Source organism: Mesorhizobium sp. XAP4 (genome assembly GCF_029269325.1).
GTDB lineage: Bacteria > Pseudomonadota > Alphaproteobacteria > Rhizobiales > Rhizobiaceae > Mesorhizobium > Mesorhizobium ciceri.
The window spans coordinates 67,273-83,572 of sequence record NZ_JARIXW010000002.1 but is presented as its reverse complement, the minus strand read 5'-3'; the positions used below and the strand labels follow the sequence as shown (position 1 = coordinate 83,572).

Annotated in this window: 13 protein-coding genes; 10 read left to right on the top strand and 3 right to left on the bottom strand. The window is 63.2% G+C overall.

Translation table 11 applies throughout. The features are described from left to right. Positions 1 to 49 precede the first annotated feature (49 nt). Positions 50 to 2,731 carry a DNA translocase FtsK gene (locus tag P3C39_RS09315; RefSeq protein WP_275953503.1) on the top strand — a complete coding sequence of 894 codons (2,682 nt, stop codon included), beginning with the start codon at positions 50 to 52 and terminating at the stop codon, positions 2,729 to 2,731. A 103-nt stretch (positions 2,732 to 2,834) separates the two neighbouring features. Here the strand turns inward: P3C39_RS09315 and P3C39_RS09310 are convergent, their stop codons facing one another. Then, on the bottom strand, positions 2,835 to 3,218 hold the full coding sequence (locus P3C39_RS09310) for a hypothetical protein (RefSeq protein ID WP_127218570.1): 384 nt from the start codon (positions 3,216 to 3,218) through the stop codon (positions 2,835 to 2,837). Between the two features lie 345 nt (positions 3,219 to 3,563). Beyond that, positions 3,564 to 4,220, bottom strand: coding sequence for a fructose-6-phosphate aldolase (fsa, locus tag P3C39_RS09305; RefSeq protein ID WP_024504222.1), 657 nt, complete (start codon positions 4,218 to 4,220; stop codon positions 3,564 to 3,566). A 90-nt stretch (positions 4,221 to 4,310) separates the two neighbouring features. Here fsa and P3C39_RS09300 point away from each other — a divergent pair, with 90 nt between their 5' ends. The 8 genes from P3C39_RS09300 to P3C39_RS09265 all read left to right on the top strand — a co-directional run bounded on the left by P3C39_RS09300 (position 4,311) and on the right by P3C39_RS09265 (position 13,161). Further along, positions 4,311 to 6,494, top strand: coding sequence for a primosomal protein N' (locus P3C39_RS09300; protein ID WP_275953504.1), 2,184 nt, complete (start codon positions 4,311 to 4,313; stop codon positions 6,492 to 6,494). A gap of 54 nt (positions 6,495 to 6,548) precedes the next feature. Further along, positions 6,549 to 7,244, top strand: a complete 696-nt coding sequence (locus P3C39_RS09295) for an aspartate/glutamate racemase family protein (RefSeq protein ID WP_275953505.1) — start codon at positions 6,549 to 6,551, stop codon at positions 7,242 to 7,244. Between the two features lie 95 nt (positions 7,245 to 7,339). Beyond that, positions 7,340 to 7,735 carry a DUF4345 family protein gene (locus P3C39_RS09290; RefSeq protein WP_013529034.1) on the top strand — a complete coding sequence of 132 codons (396 nt, stop codon included), beginning with the start codon at positions 7,340 to 7,342 and terminating at the stop codon, positions 7,733 to 7,735. Between the two features lie 246 nt (positions 7,736 to 7,981). Further along, on the top strand, positions 7,982 to 8,542 hold the full coding sequence (locus P3C39_RS09285) for a F0F1 ATP synthase subunit delta (protein ID WP_013529035.1): 561 nt from the start codon (positions 7,982 to 7,984) through the stop codon (positions 8,540 to 8,542). Further along, a complete protein-coding gene (gene atpA / locus P3C39_RS09280; RefSeq protein WP_013529036.1) occupies positions 8,542 to 10,071 on the top strand; it encodes a F0F1 ATP synthase subunit alpha in 1,530 nt (509 codons plus the stop codon). The genes P3C39_RS09285 and atpA overlap by 1 nt, the downstream gene beginning before the upstream one ends. A 32-nt stretch (positions 10,072 to 10,103) precedes the next feature. Next, positions 10,104 to 10,988 (top strand): F0F1 ATP synthase subunit gamma, encoded by an 885-nt coding sequence (locus P3C39_RS09275; RefSeq protein ID WP_275953507.1) that lies wholly within the window; start codon positions 10,104 to 10,106, stop codon positions 10,986 to 10,988. A gap of 70 nt (positions 10,989 to 11,058) precedes the next feature. Beyond that, a complete protein-coding gene (gene atpD, locus P3C39_RS09270; RefSeq protein ID WP_024504228.1) occupies positions 11,059 to 12,651 on the top strand; it encodes a F0F1 ATP synthase subunit beta in 1,593 nt (530 codons plus the stop codon). 102 nt (positions 12,652 to 12,753) lie between these two features. Further along, positions 12,754 to 13,161 carry a F0F1 ATP synthase subunit epsilon gene (locus P3C39_RS09265; RefSeq protein WP_013529039.1) on the top strand — a complete coding sequence of 136 codons (408 nt, stop codon included), beginning with the start codon at positions 12,754 to 12,756 and terminating at the stop codon, positions 13,159 to 13,161. A gap of 51 nt (positions 13,162 to 13,212) precedes the next feature. Here the strand turns inward: P3C39_RS09265 and P3C39_RS09260 are convergent, their stop codons facing one another. Further along, positions 13,213 to 14,733: a mannitol dehydrogenase family protein gene (locus P3C39_RS09260; RefSeq protein WP_275953508.1), complete on the bottom strand. Its 1,521-nt coding sequence runs from the start codon at positions 14,731 to 14,733 to the stop codon at positions 13,213 to 13,215. Positions 14,734 to 14,828: 95 nt separating this feature from the next. On the opposite strand from P3C39_RS09260, the gene uxaC reads away from it, so the two are divergent. After that, positions 14,829 to 16,289 carry a glucuronate isomerase gene (gene uxaC, locus P3C39_RS09255; protein ID WP_275953509.1) on the top strand — a complete coding sequence of 487 codons (1,461 nt, stop codon included), beginning with the start codon at positions 14,829 to 14,831 and terminating at the stop codon, positions 16,287 to 16,289. Positions 16,290 to 16,300: the final 11 nt, after the last annotated feature.

The following is a 16,300-nucleotide window of genomic DNA, read 5'->3' as shown; positions in this document are numbered from 1 at the left end:
ACCACTCGCTCCCTATTGCTCGGCAGACATTTCACAGTGAGTCTTGAGAATGGAAGCCAAGCGTTTTTCCCGGGTCAATTTGTCGACGGCCGCACCGCCTGATGATCCCGAGGGGAAGCGCTTCGAGAGCATCGGCGACAGGGGTGATCAGCGAAGTTCTTCCGCCGCAGGCGCCCTTGATCGTATGGCTCGCAAGGAGCCGGACGGTCGGCAGCCCGCCACACGCCAGGCCGGCTATTCCGCGCCTATGGTCGATCTCGGCGGCAACAAGCGGCCCTATATGGAGCCGCGGAGTGGCTCGGACGACACGCCTTCGAAAATCGGCGATATCGAGAGCCCTGCCTGGCAGGAATATTTCTTCCTTGCACCCAACGTGCGTTTTACACGCACGCCGGATTATGAGGCCAGGAAGCATCATCCGCAGCACGAGCGTGTCGTCGAACACGGCGCGACGCGCCCGGCACAGCAAGCCGTTGCGCAACCCATGGTCGGCAGGGCGTCCTCCGCGCCCTCGCTCCTGGCATTGCCGGCGTCGGTGAAAAGCCCTGCCTCCCAGCCGCAGACCGGGCACGCCACGCAAGGGCCACTGCCGCCGGCTGCTGCTTTTGTCCCGTCCGTGCGCGCCAGGGAGAGGGTGCCAGCCGTTGCGCCGGTGCCGCCGAGGACGGTCGCAACGGGACGGGCATCCGCGCGTGCGTCCGTTGCTCCGGGCGCCCCGATCAAAACCGAAAGGCTGCGCTGGCCATATCTTTCGGATCATGCCTTCTTCGAGGCTATGGCACCCTATCTGGTCGACGTTTCGCCGCCGGCCCGGCAAACCGGTTCAGCGTCGCCTGCGCCGCTCGCCGCAGCGCCAGTCACCACTATGCCGATCGACATCCGTCCGACGACAGGGACCGATGCCACCGCCTTGTTTCGTGTCATCGACTGCCTGCCGGGCCAGGCCTTGAAGCCGTTGCCGGATGTTTGGCCGGCCAATTCGAACCAGGCCGTCGCCGAACCTGACGTGCCGGCGAGCAATGCGCCGTCGCCGGTCCAGCCTGTCGCAATTCCAGCCGCCAAAAGCGTCGCCGTTTCCGCGCCGGCCGCGCCAAGTGCGAACGTCCCTGCCAAGGCCGTTGGCGCCCGCTCTGCACGCTTGCCTGGGGCTGGAAAGGTCGTGCTGTCAACCGCGGGCGATCCCTATGAGCTTCCCTCGGAAGAGCTGTTGCAGCAGCCACCGGAGGGACAAGGCTTCTACATGTCGCAGGAGCGGCTCGAGCAGAACGCGGATCTCCTGGAAAGCGTGCTCGAAGACTTCGGCGTGCGTGGCGAGATCATTCATGTTCGTCCCGGCCCGGTCGTCACGCTCTATGAATTCGAGCCGGCGCCGGGCGTCAAATCTTCTCGCGTCATCGGGCTTGCCGACGATATCGCCCGCTCCATGTCGGCGATTTCGGCGCGCGTCGCCGTCGTGCCCGGCCGCAACGTCATCGGCATCGAGCTTCCGAACGAGATGCGCGAAACCGTCTATTTCCGGGAACTGATCGAATCCGAGGGCTTCCGCAAGACAAGCTGCAAGCTGGCGCTGTGTCTCGGCAAGACGATCGGGGGTGAGCCGGTCATCGCCGAGCTGGCGAAGATGCCGCATCTGCTCGTGGCCGGAACCACCGGCTCCGGCAAGTCGGTTGCCATCAACACCATGATCCTGTCGTTGCTCTATCGGCTGAAGCCGGAAGAATGCCGGCTGATCATGGTCGATCCCAAAATGCTCGAACTCTCTGTCTATGACGGCATCCCGCATCTTCTGACGCCCGTCGTCACCGATCCAAAAAAAGCCGTCACGGCGCTCAAATGGGCGGTGCGCGAAATGGAGGACCGGTATCGCAAGATGGCGCGGCTCGGTGTGCGCAACATCGACGGCTACAACGAGCGCGCCGCCCAAGCCCGCGACAAGGGCGAAACCGTCGTCATGACGGTGCAGACCGGCTTCGAAAAGGGCACCGGCGAACCGCTTTTCGAACAGCAGGAAGTAGACCTGGCGCCGATGCCCTACATCGTCGTCATCGTCGACGAGATGGCCGACCTGATGATGGTCGCCGGCAAGGAGATCGAAGGCGCCATCCAGCGTTTGGCGCAGATGGCGCGTGCTGCCGGCATCCACCTGATCATGGCAACGCAGCGTCCCTCGGTCGACGTCATCACGGGCACGATCAAGGCCAATTTCCCGACCCGGATTTCCTTCCAGGTGACGTCGAAGATCGACAGCCGCACCATCCTGGGCGAGCAGGGCGCCGAGCAGCTGCTCGGCCAGGGCGACATGCTGCACATGATGGGTGGCGGGCGCATTTCGCGCGTGCATGGGCCGTTTGTCTCCGACGCGGAGGTCGAGCACGTCGTGGCGCATCTCAAGGCGCAGGGCCGGCCTGAATATCTGGAAACCGTGACCGCCGACGAGGATGAGGAAGAAATCGACGAGGACCAGGGCGCGGTCTTCGACAAGGGATCGGTTGCAGCCGAAGACAGCGATGCGATCTACGACGAGGCGGTCAAGGTGGTGGTGCGCGACAAGAAGTGTTCGACCTCCTACATCCAGCGCCGCCTCGGCATCGGCTACAACCGCGCCGCATCCCTGGTCGAGCGTATGGAAAAGGAAGGATTGGTCGGCGCACCCAACCATGTTGGCAAACGCGAAATCATCATGGGCCGGCGCCAGCCGGCGACCGTGCCTGAGGATGACGGCGCGGACTGAGCGACCCCGGCCGTTATGGGATCATGCTTCAGGGGATGCTTCAGCTGCGGGTCAAGCTCGTGAATTCCATCACCTATCCCAGCCTAAACCTTAAGCATCTACACTAGCGGTTAGTGACGGCCTTTCCAATGCTGACGACCACATAGGATAACCAGCCAATGACATGCCCGAAGAAATAGATGCACAGTCCCAAATATGTAAGCAACGCAATCACAAATAGCTTCTCACCTAACGCAACATTCGTCACGAAGCCTTGAGGCAACAGGGCAAGAATCCAACCGAAGTGAAGGCCCCAGCTACACCCCCATTGACCACACGTCCGGTTGGCACTCAGCACCGTTGCGCCAAGCCACACGACCGAAATCACTATGAAACTCACCCACGAATAACGTTTGTCCCGAATGAGGCCGTAGATTGAAAATGCCTTTGCGAAAGCGAGTCCTATTGATGCAAGAACAGAAAAGGCGATTGAGATTAGAAGGCTCATGTTCGACCCAGTAGCTAAAACATCGAAGCTACAGCCAGCACCTTTACAAAGGGTTCGACCAAGTCATCGTTTTTTAAGTTCGTCGAAGGGCATCTCTCTAGCGTGATATCCAGGGTATGCTTCAGCAGCGTGTCGATCTGGTGAACTCGATCAAATATCCTGTTTTGAACTTGTCGCTCTCGATTTCAGCTGGATGCAATGCTGCGATGCAGTAAAGCCAAAAGAGCTAGTGCAAGGCACGCAAAAACAAAGACATGGAAAGTCACCCCACCCGCAGCACATAAAAAAGACCGGTTGCCCGGTCTTTTTTCACTGCAAGCGCATTGGCTTCAGCCGATCGCCATCTCAGCCAATCGATTGGCCGGTCTTGGCCCAGTCGGCGAGGAAGGCGGCGAGGCCCTTGTCGGTCAGCGGATGGTTGACCAGCGCCTTCAGGGTCGCCGGCGGCGCGGTCACGACGTCGGCGCCGATCAGTGCCGCCTGCTTGACGTGGTTCACGGTGCGCACCGAGGCGACGAGGATCTCGGTCTGGAAATCGTAATTATCATAGATCTGCCGGATTTCCTGGATCAGCTCCATGCCGTCGATGCCGATGTCGTCGATGCGGCCGACGAAGGGCGAGATGAACGAGGCGCCGGCCTTGGCCGCAAGCAGCGCCTGGTTGGCCGAAAAGCACAGCGTGACATTGACCAGGCGGTTCATCTCGGTACGGATCGTCTTGCAGGCCTTGAGGCCGTCCAGCGTCAGCGGCACCTTGATGCAGACATTGTCGGCGATCTTGGCCAGAACCTTGGCCTGCTGCATCATCTCGGAATATTCGGTGGCGGTGACTTCAGCCGAGACCGGACCCTTGACGATGTCGCAAATCTGTTTGGTGACCTCGGCGATCTTGCCGCCGGATTTGAGGATCAGCGACGGATTGGTGGTGACGCCGTCGAGCAGCCCCAGATCGTTCAGCTCACGGATATCCTTGACGTCGGCGGTGTCGACAAAAAATTTCATGGCGGGTCTCCTGAAGATTTTCATGTGCATGCCATGCACATTTGGGGTCGGCCTTTGATCTAGACCAAAGTCAGGGCAAGGTCACGCCTCATGATCGAAGATTCGCCCTTTGTCGCAGCCGCACCGGTGCTGGTGCCGATGCCCGCCGAACGCCCCTACACCTACGCCGTGCCGGCCGGCATGCGCGTGATGCCGGGCTCGATCGTGCGTGTGCCGCTCGGGCCGCGCCAGGTCGCCGGCATCGTCTGGGATGGCGCGGTCGAGAAGGTCGACGCGAAAAAGCTGCGTCCTATCGAACAGGTCTTCGACTGCCCGCCGATCGACCGCGCGATGCGCCGTTTCGTCGACTGGGTGGCGCAGTACACGCTGTCGCCGCCGGGCATGGTGGCGCGCATGCTGCTTCGGGCGCCGGAGGCTTTCGACCCCGAACCGTGGATCGAGGGGTTGCAGCGCACGCTTCTCGCACCCGACCGGATGACGGGCGCCAGGCAGCGCGTGCTGGAGACGGCCGCAGGCGGCCTTGCCTGGACGCGCTCCGGCCTCGCTCACGCCGCCGGCGTGTCCTCGACGGTGATCGACGGCCTGAGGGCGCAAGGCGTGTTCGAGACCGTGATGATCCCGCCGCGCCCGGTGGTGGCCGCGCCCGATCCCGGCTACGCTATTCCGGAACTGATGCCGGACCAGGGCGCCGCGGCGCAGATGCTGCGCGCCAATGTCGCAGCCGGCGTGTTCAACGTCGCGCTGCTCGACGGCGTCACCGGTTCGGGTAAGACCGAGGTCTATTTCGAGGCGGTGGCGGCTGCGCTCGACCAGGGCAGGCAGGTTCTGATCCTGCTGCCGGAAATCGCGCTGACGCATGCCTTTCTCGAGCGCTTCCAGCAGCGCTTCGGCGCCAAGCCGGGCGAATGGCATTCCGACCTGCCGCCGCGGATGCGCGAGCGGGTTTGGCGGCAAGTGGCGGAGGGCGGCGTGCGGGTCGTCGCCGGCGCGCGCTCGGCGCTGTTCCTGCCGTTCAAGGAGCTCGGCCTTATCGTCGTCGACGAGGAGCACGACCCTGCCTACAAGCAGGAGGACCGCGTCTTCTACAATGCGCGCGACATGGCGGTGGTGCGCGGCCATATCGGCAGCTTCCCCGTGGTGCTGGCGTCGGCGACGCCGTCGGTCGAAAGCCGGGTCAATGCCAGCCAAGGTAAATATAACAGGGCGGTGCTTTCCGCTCGCTTCGCCGAGGCAGCACTTCCGCATCTGAAGGCGGTCGACATGCGGCGTGCGCCGCCGGCGCGTGGCGGCTTTCTGTCGCCGGTGCTGCTCGACCAGATGCGCCAGACGCTGGAGAGGCAGGAGCAGTCGTTACTGTTCCTCAATCGGCGCGGCTATGCGCCCTTGACGCTGTGCCGGGTCTGCGGTCATCGCTTCGGCTGCCCGGTCTGCTCGGCCTGGCTGGTCGAGCATCGCTTTCGCGGTCAGCTGGTTTGTCATCATTGCGGACACAATGAGCGCCGCCCCGAAGCCTGCCCGGAATGCGGCACGCTCGATCATCTGGTCGCCTGCGGACCGGGCGTCGAGCGGATCGCCGAAGAGGTCGTTACGCATTTTCCCGACGCGCGCACCATCGTCTTGTCGTCAGACCTGATGGGCGGCGTGCGGCGGCTGCGGCTGGAGCTGGAGGCGATCGCCGATGGCGAAGCCGACATCGTCATCGGCACGCAGCTCGTCGCCAAGGGACACAATTTTCCCAACATGACTTTGGTCGGCGTCGTCGATGCCGATCTCGGACTTGCCAATGGCGATCCGCGCGCCGCCGAGCGCACGTTCCAGCTGCTCAGCCAGGTCACCGGCCGCGCCGGCCGCACCGGCAAGAAGAGCCTTGGCCTTTTGCAGACCTTTCAGCCCGACCACCCGGTGATGCGGGCGATCGTCTCGGGCGACGCCGAGGCATTTTACGAACGTGAGATCGCCGAGCGCGAACGGGCTGCCCTGCCGCCCTTCGGCCGGCTCGCGGGTGTCATCGTCAGTGCGGTGACACGAGCGGAAGCCGAGGGCCACGCACGTGGCCTGCGCCGCGCCGCACCCGAGGCGTCAGATCTGTTCGTGCTGGGGCCAGCCGAGGCGCCACTGTCACTGCTCGGCGGCCGCCACCGCTTCCGGCTGCTGATCCAGGGCGAACGGCGCGCCGACATGCAAGGTTTTATCAGGGCCATGCTGGCCAACGGGCCGAAGCAACGCGGCTCGGTTCGGGTGCAGGTCGACGTCGACCCGCAGAGTTTTTTGTAAGGTTGCGCTTTCAGCGATAGGTTGCCCGCAAGCCAGCGAGATGTGGAAACTCATATGAAGACCCTTGGCCTGCTCGGCGGCATGAGCTGGGAATCGACCGCCATCTACTATCGCCTGCTCAACGAGATCGTGCGCGAACGGCTGGGTGGGCTGCATTCCGCGAAACTGCTTCTGTGGTCGTTCGACTTTGCCGAAATCGCCGAGCGGCAGCATCACGGCGATTGGGACGGTGCCGGCGTGCTCCTCGTAGAAGCGGCGCGCAAGCTTGAGGCCGGCGGCGCGGAAGGTCTGCTTTTGTGCACCAACACCATGCACAAACTGGCCGATCAGGTGCAGGCGTCGGTGTCGATCCCGCTGATCCACATCGCCGATGCCACCGCAGTGGCGGTCAAGCGTGCCGGAATGCAGCGTCCGGCGCTGCTGGCGACGCGCTTCACCATGGAGCAGGATTTCTACAAGGGCCGGCTCGCTGACAGATTTGGCTTGGACCCCGTGGTGCCGGATGCGGCCGGGCGCGACATGGTCCATCGCGTCATCTACGACGAGTTGTGCCAGGGCATGGTCAAGGAGACTTCAAAGGCGGCCTATATCGCCGAGACCGAACGCCTGCGCCGCGAAGAGGCGGCCGACAGCGTCATCATGGGCTGCACCGAGATCACCATGCTCATCGGCCAGCAGGATTTCGACATCCCGGTCTTCGACACGACGCGCATCCATGCCGAGGCGGCTGTGGAATTCGCGCTCGGTTGATGCGCGCTGCCTAAAGTACCTGGACCCATCTGGCGCGGGGGCTTTCCTCCGTTAGAATGCCCGGAATTTCAAAACAGGCATTTCGAGGGGACAAGATGGATTTTGCGCTTCCATGGCCGACGAGCCAGGGCGAATGGCTGGCGTGGTCGAGCGCCGTCTTCACGGTGCTGCTCGGGCTTTTGTTCTTCCTGGCGCCGGGTCTCGCCTTTCGTGCCCTGCGCCTGCAGGTCAAGCCAGAGAAGGCTGCGGCGATCGCCGAGGGGCGCGGCAGGATGTCGGGCTTTTATCTCGGTGTCGGCCTGTGCTGTATCCTGCTGGCGCAGCCGCTGATCTACATGGCGCTTGGCTTCTCCTGGCTGTTCACTGCCTTCGGCCGGCTGCTGTCGATGATGTCTGATGGCGCCAACACGCCTTTCAATTGGGTTTCCATTGTGCTGGAATTGGTCCTGGCGGCGTTGCCGCTCGCCTTCGCCTTCGGCTTTCTGCCTTGAATCATTGGGTATTCCGCGATGGAAGACGGGCGACTTTCGCCGGATGCGACAATAGTGCCTGAAAACCATGCGGAACGACGCATTGCGGTCTTAAAATGCCTGTGCTAGACGGCAATCGACTTTCGGCCGGGGATAGCGGAAGCCGCGCCTCCGTGCTCGAAAAAATGCAGTAAGGTCAAAGATTTAGCCAGAGTTTTTGCTCGCGCCAACAATCTACGGCCTGTCAGACAAGAGAAAAGACGGTCCGTGGCTCAATCGTCATCGCCAATCTCAGGTGTCGCAGAACGCTATGCGGGTTCGCTGTTCGAACTCGCCCTGCAGGCAAATTCCGTGGCCAAGGTCGAAGCCGACCTCAACAGTTTCGAAATCATGCTCGCGGGCAGCGCTGATCTCACCCGGCTGATCAACAGCCCGGTGTTCTCCAGCGAGGACCAGGCGAAGGCCATCGCGGCGATCGCCGACAAGGCCGGGATCACCGGCCTCACCGGAAATTTCCTGCGCGTCGTCGCCCGCAACCGCCGGCTGTTCGCCATTCCCGGCATGATCAGGGCGTTCCGCCAGATATCAGCCGAACACCGTGGCGAGACCGCTGCTGAAGTGACGTCGGCTCACGCGCTGACGGCTGTCCAGCAGACCGAACTCAAGGCGGCGCTGAAGAGCGTTGCCGGCAAGGACGTGGCTATCTCCGTCACCGTCGATCCGTCGCTGCTCGGCGGGCTGGTGGTCAAGATGGGCTCGCGCCAGATCGATACGTCGCTCAAAACCAAACTCAATTCGCTCAAGCTTGCACTGAAAGAGGTCGGCTGATGGACATCCGCGCCGCGGAAATTTCCGCAATTCTGAAAGACCAGATCAAGAATTTCGGCAAGGAGGCCGAGGTCTCCGAAGTTGGACAGGTGCTGTCCGTCGGTGACGGTATCGCTCGTGTCTACGGCCTCGACAATGTCCAGGCCGGCGAGATGGTCGAATTCCCCGGCGGCATCCGCGGCATGGCGCTCAACCTCGAAGCCGACAATGTCGGCGTCGTCATCTTCGGCGCCGACCGCGACATCAAGGAAGGCGACATCGTCAAGCGCACCGGCGCCATCGTCGACGTTCCCGTCGGCCCAGGCCTGCTCGGCCGCGTCGTCGATGCGCTCGGCAATCCGATCGATGGCAAGGGTCCGATCAAGGCAGTCGAGCGCAAGCGCGTCGACGTCAAGGCGCCCGGCATCATCCCGCGCAAATCGGTGAACGAGCCGATGTCGACCGGTCTCAAGGCCATCGATGCGCTGATCCCGGTCGGCCGCGGCCAGCGCGAGCTGGTCATCGGCGATCGCCAGACCGGCAAGACCGCCATCATCCTCGACACGATGCTCAACCAGAAGTCGGTGCACGACAACGGCCCCGAGAAGGAAAAGCTCTACTGCGTCTACGTCGCCGTCGGCCAGAAGCGCTCGACCGTCGCGCAGTTCGTCAAGGTGCTGGAAGAGCGCGGCGCGCTCGAATACTCGATCATCATCGCCGCCACCGCTTCCGACCCGGCGCCGATGCAGTTCCTGGCGCCGTTCGCCGGCTGCACCATGGGTGAATATTTCCGCGACAACGGCATGCACGCGCTGATCAGCTATGACGATCTGTCGAAGCAGGCCGTCGCCTATCGCCAGATGTCGCTGCTGCTGCGCCGCCCGCCGGGCCGCGAAGCCTATCCGGGCGACGTGTTCTACCTGCACTCGCGCCTGCTCGAGCGCGCCGCCAAGCTCAACGACGATCTGGGCGGCGGGTCGCTGACCGCTCTGCCGATCATCGAGACGCAGGCCAACGACGTGTCGGCCTACATCCCGACCAACGTGATCTCGATCACCGACGGCCAGATCTTCCTCGAAACCAACCTGTTCTTCCAGGGCATCCGTCCTGCGGTGAACGTCGGTCTGTCGGTGTCGCGCGTCGGCTCGGCCGCGCAGATCAAGGCGATGAAGCAGGTTGCCGGCTCGATCAAGGGCGAGCTCGCGCAGTACCGCGAAATGGCGGCCTTCGCGCAGTTCGGCTCGGATCTCGACGCCGCCACGCAGCGCCTGCTCAACCGCGGATCGCGCCTGACCGAACTCCTGAAGCAGCCGCAGTTCTCGCCGCTGAAGACGGAAGAGCAGGTCGCGGTGATCTTCGCCGGCGTCAACGGTTATCTCGACAAGCTGCCGGTCAACCAGGTCGGCAAGTTCGAGCATGGCCTGCTCAGCCACATGCGTGCGGCCGGCAAGGACGTTCTCGACGCCATCCGCAAGGAAAAGGCACTGTCGGACGATCTGCGCGCCAAGCTGAAGGCCGAGATCGACGCTTTCGCCAAGACCTTCGCCTGAGCGAAGCGACAAGACGGGATCAGGTTTGAAGCATGCCTTCATTAAAAGACCTTCGTAACCGTATCGCCTCGGTCAAGGCGACGCAGAAGATCACCAAGGCGATGCAGATGGTCGCTGCGGCGAAGCTGCGCCGTGCGCAAGAGGCTGCGGAAGCGGCGCGCCCCTATTCGGAGCGCATGGGTTCCGTGCTGGCGAACATCACCCAGGCGATCGGCGGCGGTGGCGATGCCCCGGCGCTGATGACCGGCACCGGCAAGGATGATGTGCATCTGCTCGTCGTCTGCACCGCCGAGCGCGGCCTGTGCGGCGGCTTCAATTCGCAGATCGCCCGTCTTGCCCGCGACCACGTCCGCAAGCTTTTGGCCGACGGCAAGCAGGTCAAGATCATCTGCGTCGGCAAGAAGGGTTTCGACATCCTGCGCCGCGACTACGCGTCGCTGATCATCGATCGCGTCGATCTGCGCGAGGTCAAGACACTCGGTTTCGTCAATGCCGATGCCATCGCCAAGAAGGTCATCCATCTCTTCAACGAGGGCGGCTTCGACATCTGCACGCTGTTCTATTCGCAGTTCAAGTCGGTGATCAGCCAGATCCCGACCGCGCAGCAGATCATTCCGGCGGGCGTTGCTTCGGCTCAGGCGGAAGTGACGGATGGCGGCAACGCTGTCTATGAATACGAACCGGAGCCGGGCGAAATCCTCTCCGATCTCATTCCGCGCAACATTTCCGTGCAGGTTTTCCGGGCACTGCTCGAAAACGCGGCCGGCGAGATGGGCGCCAAGATGAGCGCCATGGACAATGCGACGCGCAACGCTGGCGAGATGATCAACAAACTGTCGATCACCTATAACCGCCAGCGGCAGGCGCAGATCACCAAGGAACTGATCGAAATCATTTCGGGCGCCGAGGCGCTCTAGGCGCGGTCCGCGGGTTTTTTGCCCGCGACCGGACCGCGTGAGAAACAAAGGACGAAAAAGGGTAAAGACGATGGCGAAAGCAGCGACCCCCCAGAAGGCAGCCCCCAAGGCCGCAGCCGCGAAGGCAGCAGCCCCCGCGAAGGCGGCAAAGGCTCCAGCAGCAGCCGCGAAGGCGGCCCCGGCCAAGGCAGCAGCACCGGCGAAGACCGCAGCTGCCAAGACATCGGCAGTGGCCAGCAAGGCAACCGGCGTTGTCGGCAAGGTCCGCCAGGTCATCGGCGCCGTCGTCGACGTGCAGTTCGGCGATCACCTGCCGGCGATCCTGAACGCGCTCGAGACGACCAATGTCGGCAACCGTCTGGTGCTCGAAGTCGCCCAGCACCTGGGTGAAAACACCGTGCGCTGCATCGCCATGGACTCGACCGAAGGTCTGGTTCGCGGCCAGGAAGTGCGTGACACCGGCGCGCCGATCACCGTGCCGGTCGGCCCGGGCATGCTCGGCCGCATCATCAACGTCATCGGCGAGCCGGTCGACGAAGAAGGCCCGGTCGACGCTATCGAAATGCGCTCCATCCACCAGCCGGCTCCGACCTATGTCGAGCAGTCGACGGAAGCCCAGATCCTGATCACCGGCATCAAGGTGCTCGACCTCCTGGCTCCCTACGCCAAGGGCGGCAAGATCGGCCTGTTCGGCGGCGCCGGCGTCGGCAAGACCGTGCTGATCCAGGAACTGATCAACAACATCGCCAAGGCGCATGGCGGCTATTCGGTGTTCGCCGGCGTCGGCGAGCGCACCCGCGAAGGCAACGATCTCTATCACGAGTTCATCGAATCCGGCGTCAACAAGAAGGGCGGCGGCGAAGGCTCCAAGGCCGCACTCGTCTACGGCCAGATGAACGAGCCGCCGGGCGCGCGCGCCCGCGTCGGCCTGACCGGCCTGACGGTTGCGGAGTATTTCCGCGACCAGGGCCAGGACGTGCTGTTCTTCGTCGACAACATCTTCCGCTTCACGCAGGCTGGTTCGGAAGTGTCGGCTCTGCTCGGCCGTATTCCTTCAGCCGTGGGCTATCAGCCGACGCTCGCCACCGACATGGGCGCGCTGCAGGAACGCATCACCACCACCACCAAGGGCTCGATCACGTCCGTGCAGGCGATCTACGTGCCCGCCGACGACTTGACCGATCCGGCGCCGGCGACCTCGTTCGCCCACCTTGACGCGACCACGACGCTGAACCGCGCCATCGCCGAAAAGGGCATCTATCCGGCGGTCGATCCGCTGGATTCGACCTCGCGCATGCTCGACCCGCTGGTCGTCGGCGACGAGCATTACGGCGTCGCGCGCCAGGTGCAGTCGATCCTCCAGCGCTACAAGTCGCTGCAGGACATCATCGCCATCCTGGGCATGGACGAGCTGTCGGAAGAGGACAAGCAGACCGTGGCCCGCGCCCGCAAGATCGAGCGCTTCCTGTCGCAGCCCTTCTTCGTCGCCGAAGTGTTCACCGGCGCGCCGGGCAAGCTGGTCGACCTCGCCGACACCATCAAGGGCTTCAAGGGCCTCTGCAACGGCGACTACGATCACCTTCCGGAAGCTGCCTTCTACATGGTCGGCGGCATCGAGGAAGCGGTCGAGAAAGCACAGCGCCTCGCGGCTGAAGCGGCGTAATCAAGCGAATAGCGAATAGGGAGTAGCGAATAGGGAATATGGGCCGGCGAATTCTTCTTCTGACTACTCGCTGCTCGCTATTCGCTATTCGCTAAATTGATCATGGCTGAAGCTTTCAAGTTCGAACTGGTCTCGCCGGAGCGCCTGCTTGTTTCCGAGCAGGTTGAATCCGTCGTCATTCCGGGCGCCGAAGGCGAGATGACCGTGATGGCGCATCACGCGCCGGTGATGACCACGATCAAGCCGGGCGTCGTCACCGTGAAGACCGCAGCGGGCGGCGAAGAGCGCTATGTGGTGTTCGGCGGCTTCGCCGACATCGTTCCGGCCGGCTGCACGCTGCTGGCGGAATCGGCTGTCGCGGTGAAGGATGTCGACCGCGCCGATCTCGCGCGCCGCATCCAGGAAGCCAAAGAAGACGCCACTGATGCCAAGGACGACGAGGCGCGCAGCAAGGCGGAACAGTTCCTTAGCCAGCTCACCACGCTGGAAGGCGCCATCCTGCCGGCTTGAAATTCGGTTCGATGAAAGAGTAAAAAGCGGGGCCTTGCCTCGCTTTTTTGTTTAAATGCCCAAGGCTGCGAAAGCCAATGTCGGGCCGTCTCGTCGCAGGTGGACGAGATGCACGGCCACGAGCTCGATCAAGGTCTGGCGCTCGGCATGGTCCCTGGCGAAGCCGGCGAGGTCGAACACCGCGGTCACGGTTTCGTTCGCCGGCAGTTGCTCGCCCAAAAGTGCCGTCAACGCCGCGTCGAGCGGATCGGTGAAATGGCCCTCCGGCAAGGTTTTTCCTCGTGCGGCGCAAGCAGCGATCCAGGCAGCCACCACCAACGTGAGATGGACCAGCTCGGTACCGGCTTCTAGACATTCGATGGCGGAAGCGACGATGCGCTGCGGCAATTTCTGGCTGCCGTCATTGGCGATCTGAGCCGTACGGTGGGCAAGTGCAGTGTTGGAAAAACGCTCAGCGAGCTCCGCGGTATAAGCGCTCGTGTCGAGTCCGGCATCCTCGGGCAGGGTCGGGATGGCTTCGGCCCACAATGCATCGACGAATTGCCGGATCGCCGGGTCGGCGAAGGCGCGGTCGACGGTGGCATGACCGCTGAGCAGGCCAAGGTAGGCGATGGCCGAATGCGAGCCGTTGAGCAGCCTGAGCTTCATGTCCTCGAACGGGCCGACGTCGCGAACCATGGTGACGCCGAACTGTTCCCAGTCCGGGCGGCCCGCTGGGAAATTGTCTTCGACCACCCATTGGCAGAACGGCTCGGTCATGACAGGCCAAGCGTCCTCGGCACCGAGTTCTTCAGCGATCCGCGCCCGATCGGCATCGGTGGTTGCCGGCACGATGCGGTCGACCATGCTTGAAGGAAAGGCGACCTGATGGGCGATGTGGTCGGCGATTCTAACGTCGCTCTTCACGCCATGCTTGGCATCGCGCAATTCGGCGAATTCGGTCAGCAGCCGATGCAGCGTGGCGCCGTTGGCCGGCAGATTGTCGCAACAGAGCACGGTAAAGGGCGGCGTGCCGGCGGCGCGTCGCCGGGCAAGCGCCTCGGTTAGGAAACCATGCGCTGTCTTCGGCATCTGCGGATTGGCCAGATCATGGGCGATATCGGGATGAGCAGCGTCCAATCCGCCGCCAGCCGCCCTCAGATAGGCCTTTTCGGTGATCGTAAGTGTGACGATGCGGGTGCGCGGATCGGTCAGCGCGGCCAGTACCGCGCCCGGATCCTCCGGCGCCACCAGCATCGCGGTAATCGAGCCGATGACCTGAAGTTTTTCGGTTCCACTGCTTCTGATCGCCAGCGTGTAGAGCCCATCCTGCGGCGTGAGTGCGTCGCGCGTGTCGGCGCTGCGCAGCGAAACGCCTGTTATGCCCCAATCCGTCTCGCCGGCCGCCAGGCAATCGTCGACATAGGCGGCCTGGTGGGCGCGATGGAAGGCGCCGACGCCAAGATGCACGATGCCCGGGACGATGCGGCTGCGGTCGTACGAAGGCGTCGCGATCGAAGCCGGCAGTGCGCGCACCGTCTTCGTGGAAAGGCGTTCGGTGGTCGTGGTGCGACTGGTCTGGTCGGATGACATGAGTGGCCTCGGCAGGGATCGGCAAAGCGGCGTAACATTCGATTTCCCGCCACACAATGGGCCGAAAAGTCATCATACAACAATCTAATTTTTGTATGTTGACATTATTCCTTGCCGCCCCTACCGATTGCGGCCCTGGGAGGATTGCCGTGCCACTGACCGATGCGGATCTGCTGTTTCCCGCCGATGCGCATTCGCGCTCGGTTGCCCGCGATCTCTATGCCGGGATCAAGGACCTGCCCCTGGTCAGCCCGCATGGCCACACGGATCCGCGTTGGTATGCGCTGAACGAGCCTTTTACGGATCCGGCGCAACTGCTCATCGTTCCGGATCACTACATTTTCCGCATGCTGTTCAGCCAAGGCATCCGCCTTGAGGATCTCGGCGTGGCGACGCTGGACGGCGCGCCTGTCGAGACAGACGGCCGGACGATCTGGCGTCGTTTTGCCGAGCACTATTATCTGTTTCGGGGCACACCGACCCGGCTGTGGTTCGATCATGTGCTTGCCGATCTGTTCGGCATCGACGAGCCGCTGACCGCAGCGACCGCCGACCGCCACTACGACGCCATCGCGACGCTGCTGCAGTGGGAGAATTTCCGCCCGCGCGCCCTGTTCGAGCGCTTCAACATCGAGGTCATCGCGACCACGGAAGGCGCGCTCGACGATCTCAAATGGCACCAGATGATCCGCGACAGCGGCTGGCAGGGCCGTGTGGTCACCGCTTATCGGCCGGATGCCGTCGTCGATCCCGACTTCGAGGGGTTTTCAACCAATCTCGACCGGCTCGGCGAGATCACCGGCTGCGACACCGGCAGCTGGGCAGGCTATCTCGATGCGCATCGCCAGCGGCGCGCCTTCTTCAAAAGCTTCGGCGCGACCTCGTCCGACCATGGCCATCCGACGGCCGAGACCGCCAATCTTTCGGATGCTGCAGCGCGGGAGCTGTTCAATCGCGTTCGCCGTGGCTCCGACGACGAGCGCGAACGGAAACTGTTCCGCGCCCAGATGCTGACCGAGATGGCCAAGATGAGCCTCGACGACGGGCTGGTGCTGCAGATCCATCCCGGCTCCTGGCGCAATCATTCGTCGGCTTTTTTCCAAAAATTCGGCCGCGACAAGGGTTTCGATATCCCGACCCGGACCGACTATGTCACGGCGCTGAAGCCACTGCTCGACTGCGTCGGACTTGAGCGCGACCTCACAATCGTTCTCTTCACGCTCGACGAAACAAGCTATGCGCGCGAACTGGCGCCACTCGCCGGTGTCTACCCGGCGCTGAAGCTCGGGCCGGCCTGGTGGTTCCACGACAGCCCGGAAGGCATGCGGCGCTTCCGCGAGATGACCACCGAGACCGCCGGCTTCTACAACACCGTCGGCTTCAACGATGACACCCGTGCCTTTCCCTCGATCCCGGCGCGCCACGATGTGGCACGGCGGGTCGACTGCGCGTTCCTGGCGCGTCTCGTCGCCGAGCATCGGCTGCGCGAGGACGAGGCGCATGAGCTGGCGCGGGAGCTTGCCTATACACTTGCGAAAAAGGCCTACCGGCTCTGAGCCGGGCGTTT

What these genes read in the sequence shown, in the direction of transcription:
- P3C39_RS09315 (WP_275953503.1), top strand. Translation starts at nt 50, where the DNA reads ATGGAAGCCAAGCGTTTTTCCCGGGTCAATTTGTCGACGGCCGCACCG.
- P3C39_RS09310 (WP_127218570.1), bottom strand. Translation starts at nt 3,218, where the DNA reads ATGAGCCTTCTAATCTCAATCGCCTTTTCTGTTCTTGCATCAATAGGA.
- fsa (WP_024504222.1), bottom strand. Translation starts at nt 4,220, where the DNA reads ATGAAATTTTTTGTCGACACCGCCGACGTCAAGGATATCCGTGAGCTG.
- P3C39_RS09300 (WP_275953504.1), top strand. Translation starts at nt 4,311, where the DNA reads ATGATCGAAGATTCGCCCTTTGTCGCAGCCGCACCGGTGCTGGTGCCG.
- P3C39_RS09295 (WP_275953505.1), top strand. Translation starts at nt 6,549, where the DNA reads ATGAAGACCCTTGGCCTGCTCGGCGGCATGAGCTGGGAATCGACCGCC.
- P3C39_RS09290 (WP_013529034.1), top strand. Translation starts at nt 7,340, where the DNA reads ATGGATTTTGCGCTTCCATGGCCGACGAGCCAGGGCGAATGGCTGGCG.
- atpA (WP_013529036.1), top strand. Translation starts at nt 8,542, where the DNA reads ATGGACATCCGCGCCGCGGAAATTTCCGCAATTCTGAAAGACCAGATC.
- P3C39_RS09275 (WP_275953507.1), top strand. Translation starts at nt 10,104, where the DNA reads ATGCCTTCATTAAAAGACCTTCGTAACCGTATCGCCTCGGTCAAGGCG.
- atpD (WP_024504228.1), top strand. Translation starts at nt 11,059, where the DNA reads ATGGCGAAAGCAGCGACCCCCCAGAAGGCAGCCCCCAAGGCCGCAGCC.
- P3C39_RS09265 (WP_013529039.1), top strand. Translation starts at nt 12,754, where the DNA reads ATGGCTGAAGCTTTCAAGTTCGAACTGGTCTCGCCGGAGCGCCTGCTT.
- P3C39_RS09260 (WP_275953508.1), bottom strand. Translation starts at nt 14,733, where the DNA reads ATGTCATCCGACCAGACCAGTCGCACCACGACCACCGAACGCCTTTCC.
- uxaC (WP_275953509.1), top strand. Translation starts at nt 14,829, where the DNA reads ATGTTGACATTATTCCTTGCCGCCCCTACCGATTGCGGCCCTGGGAGG.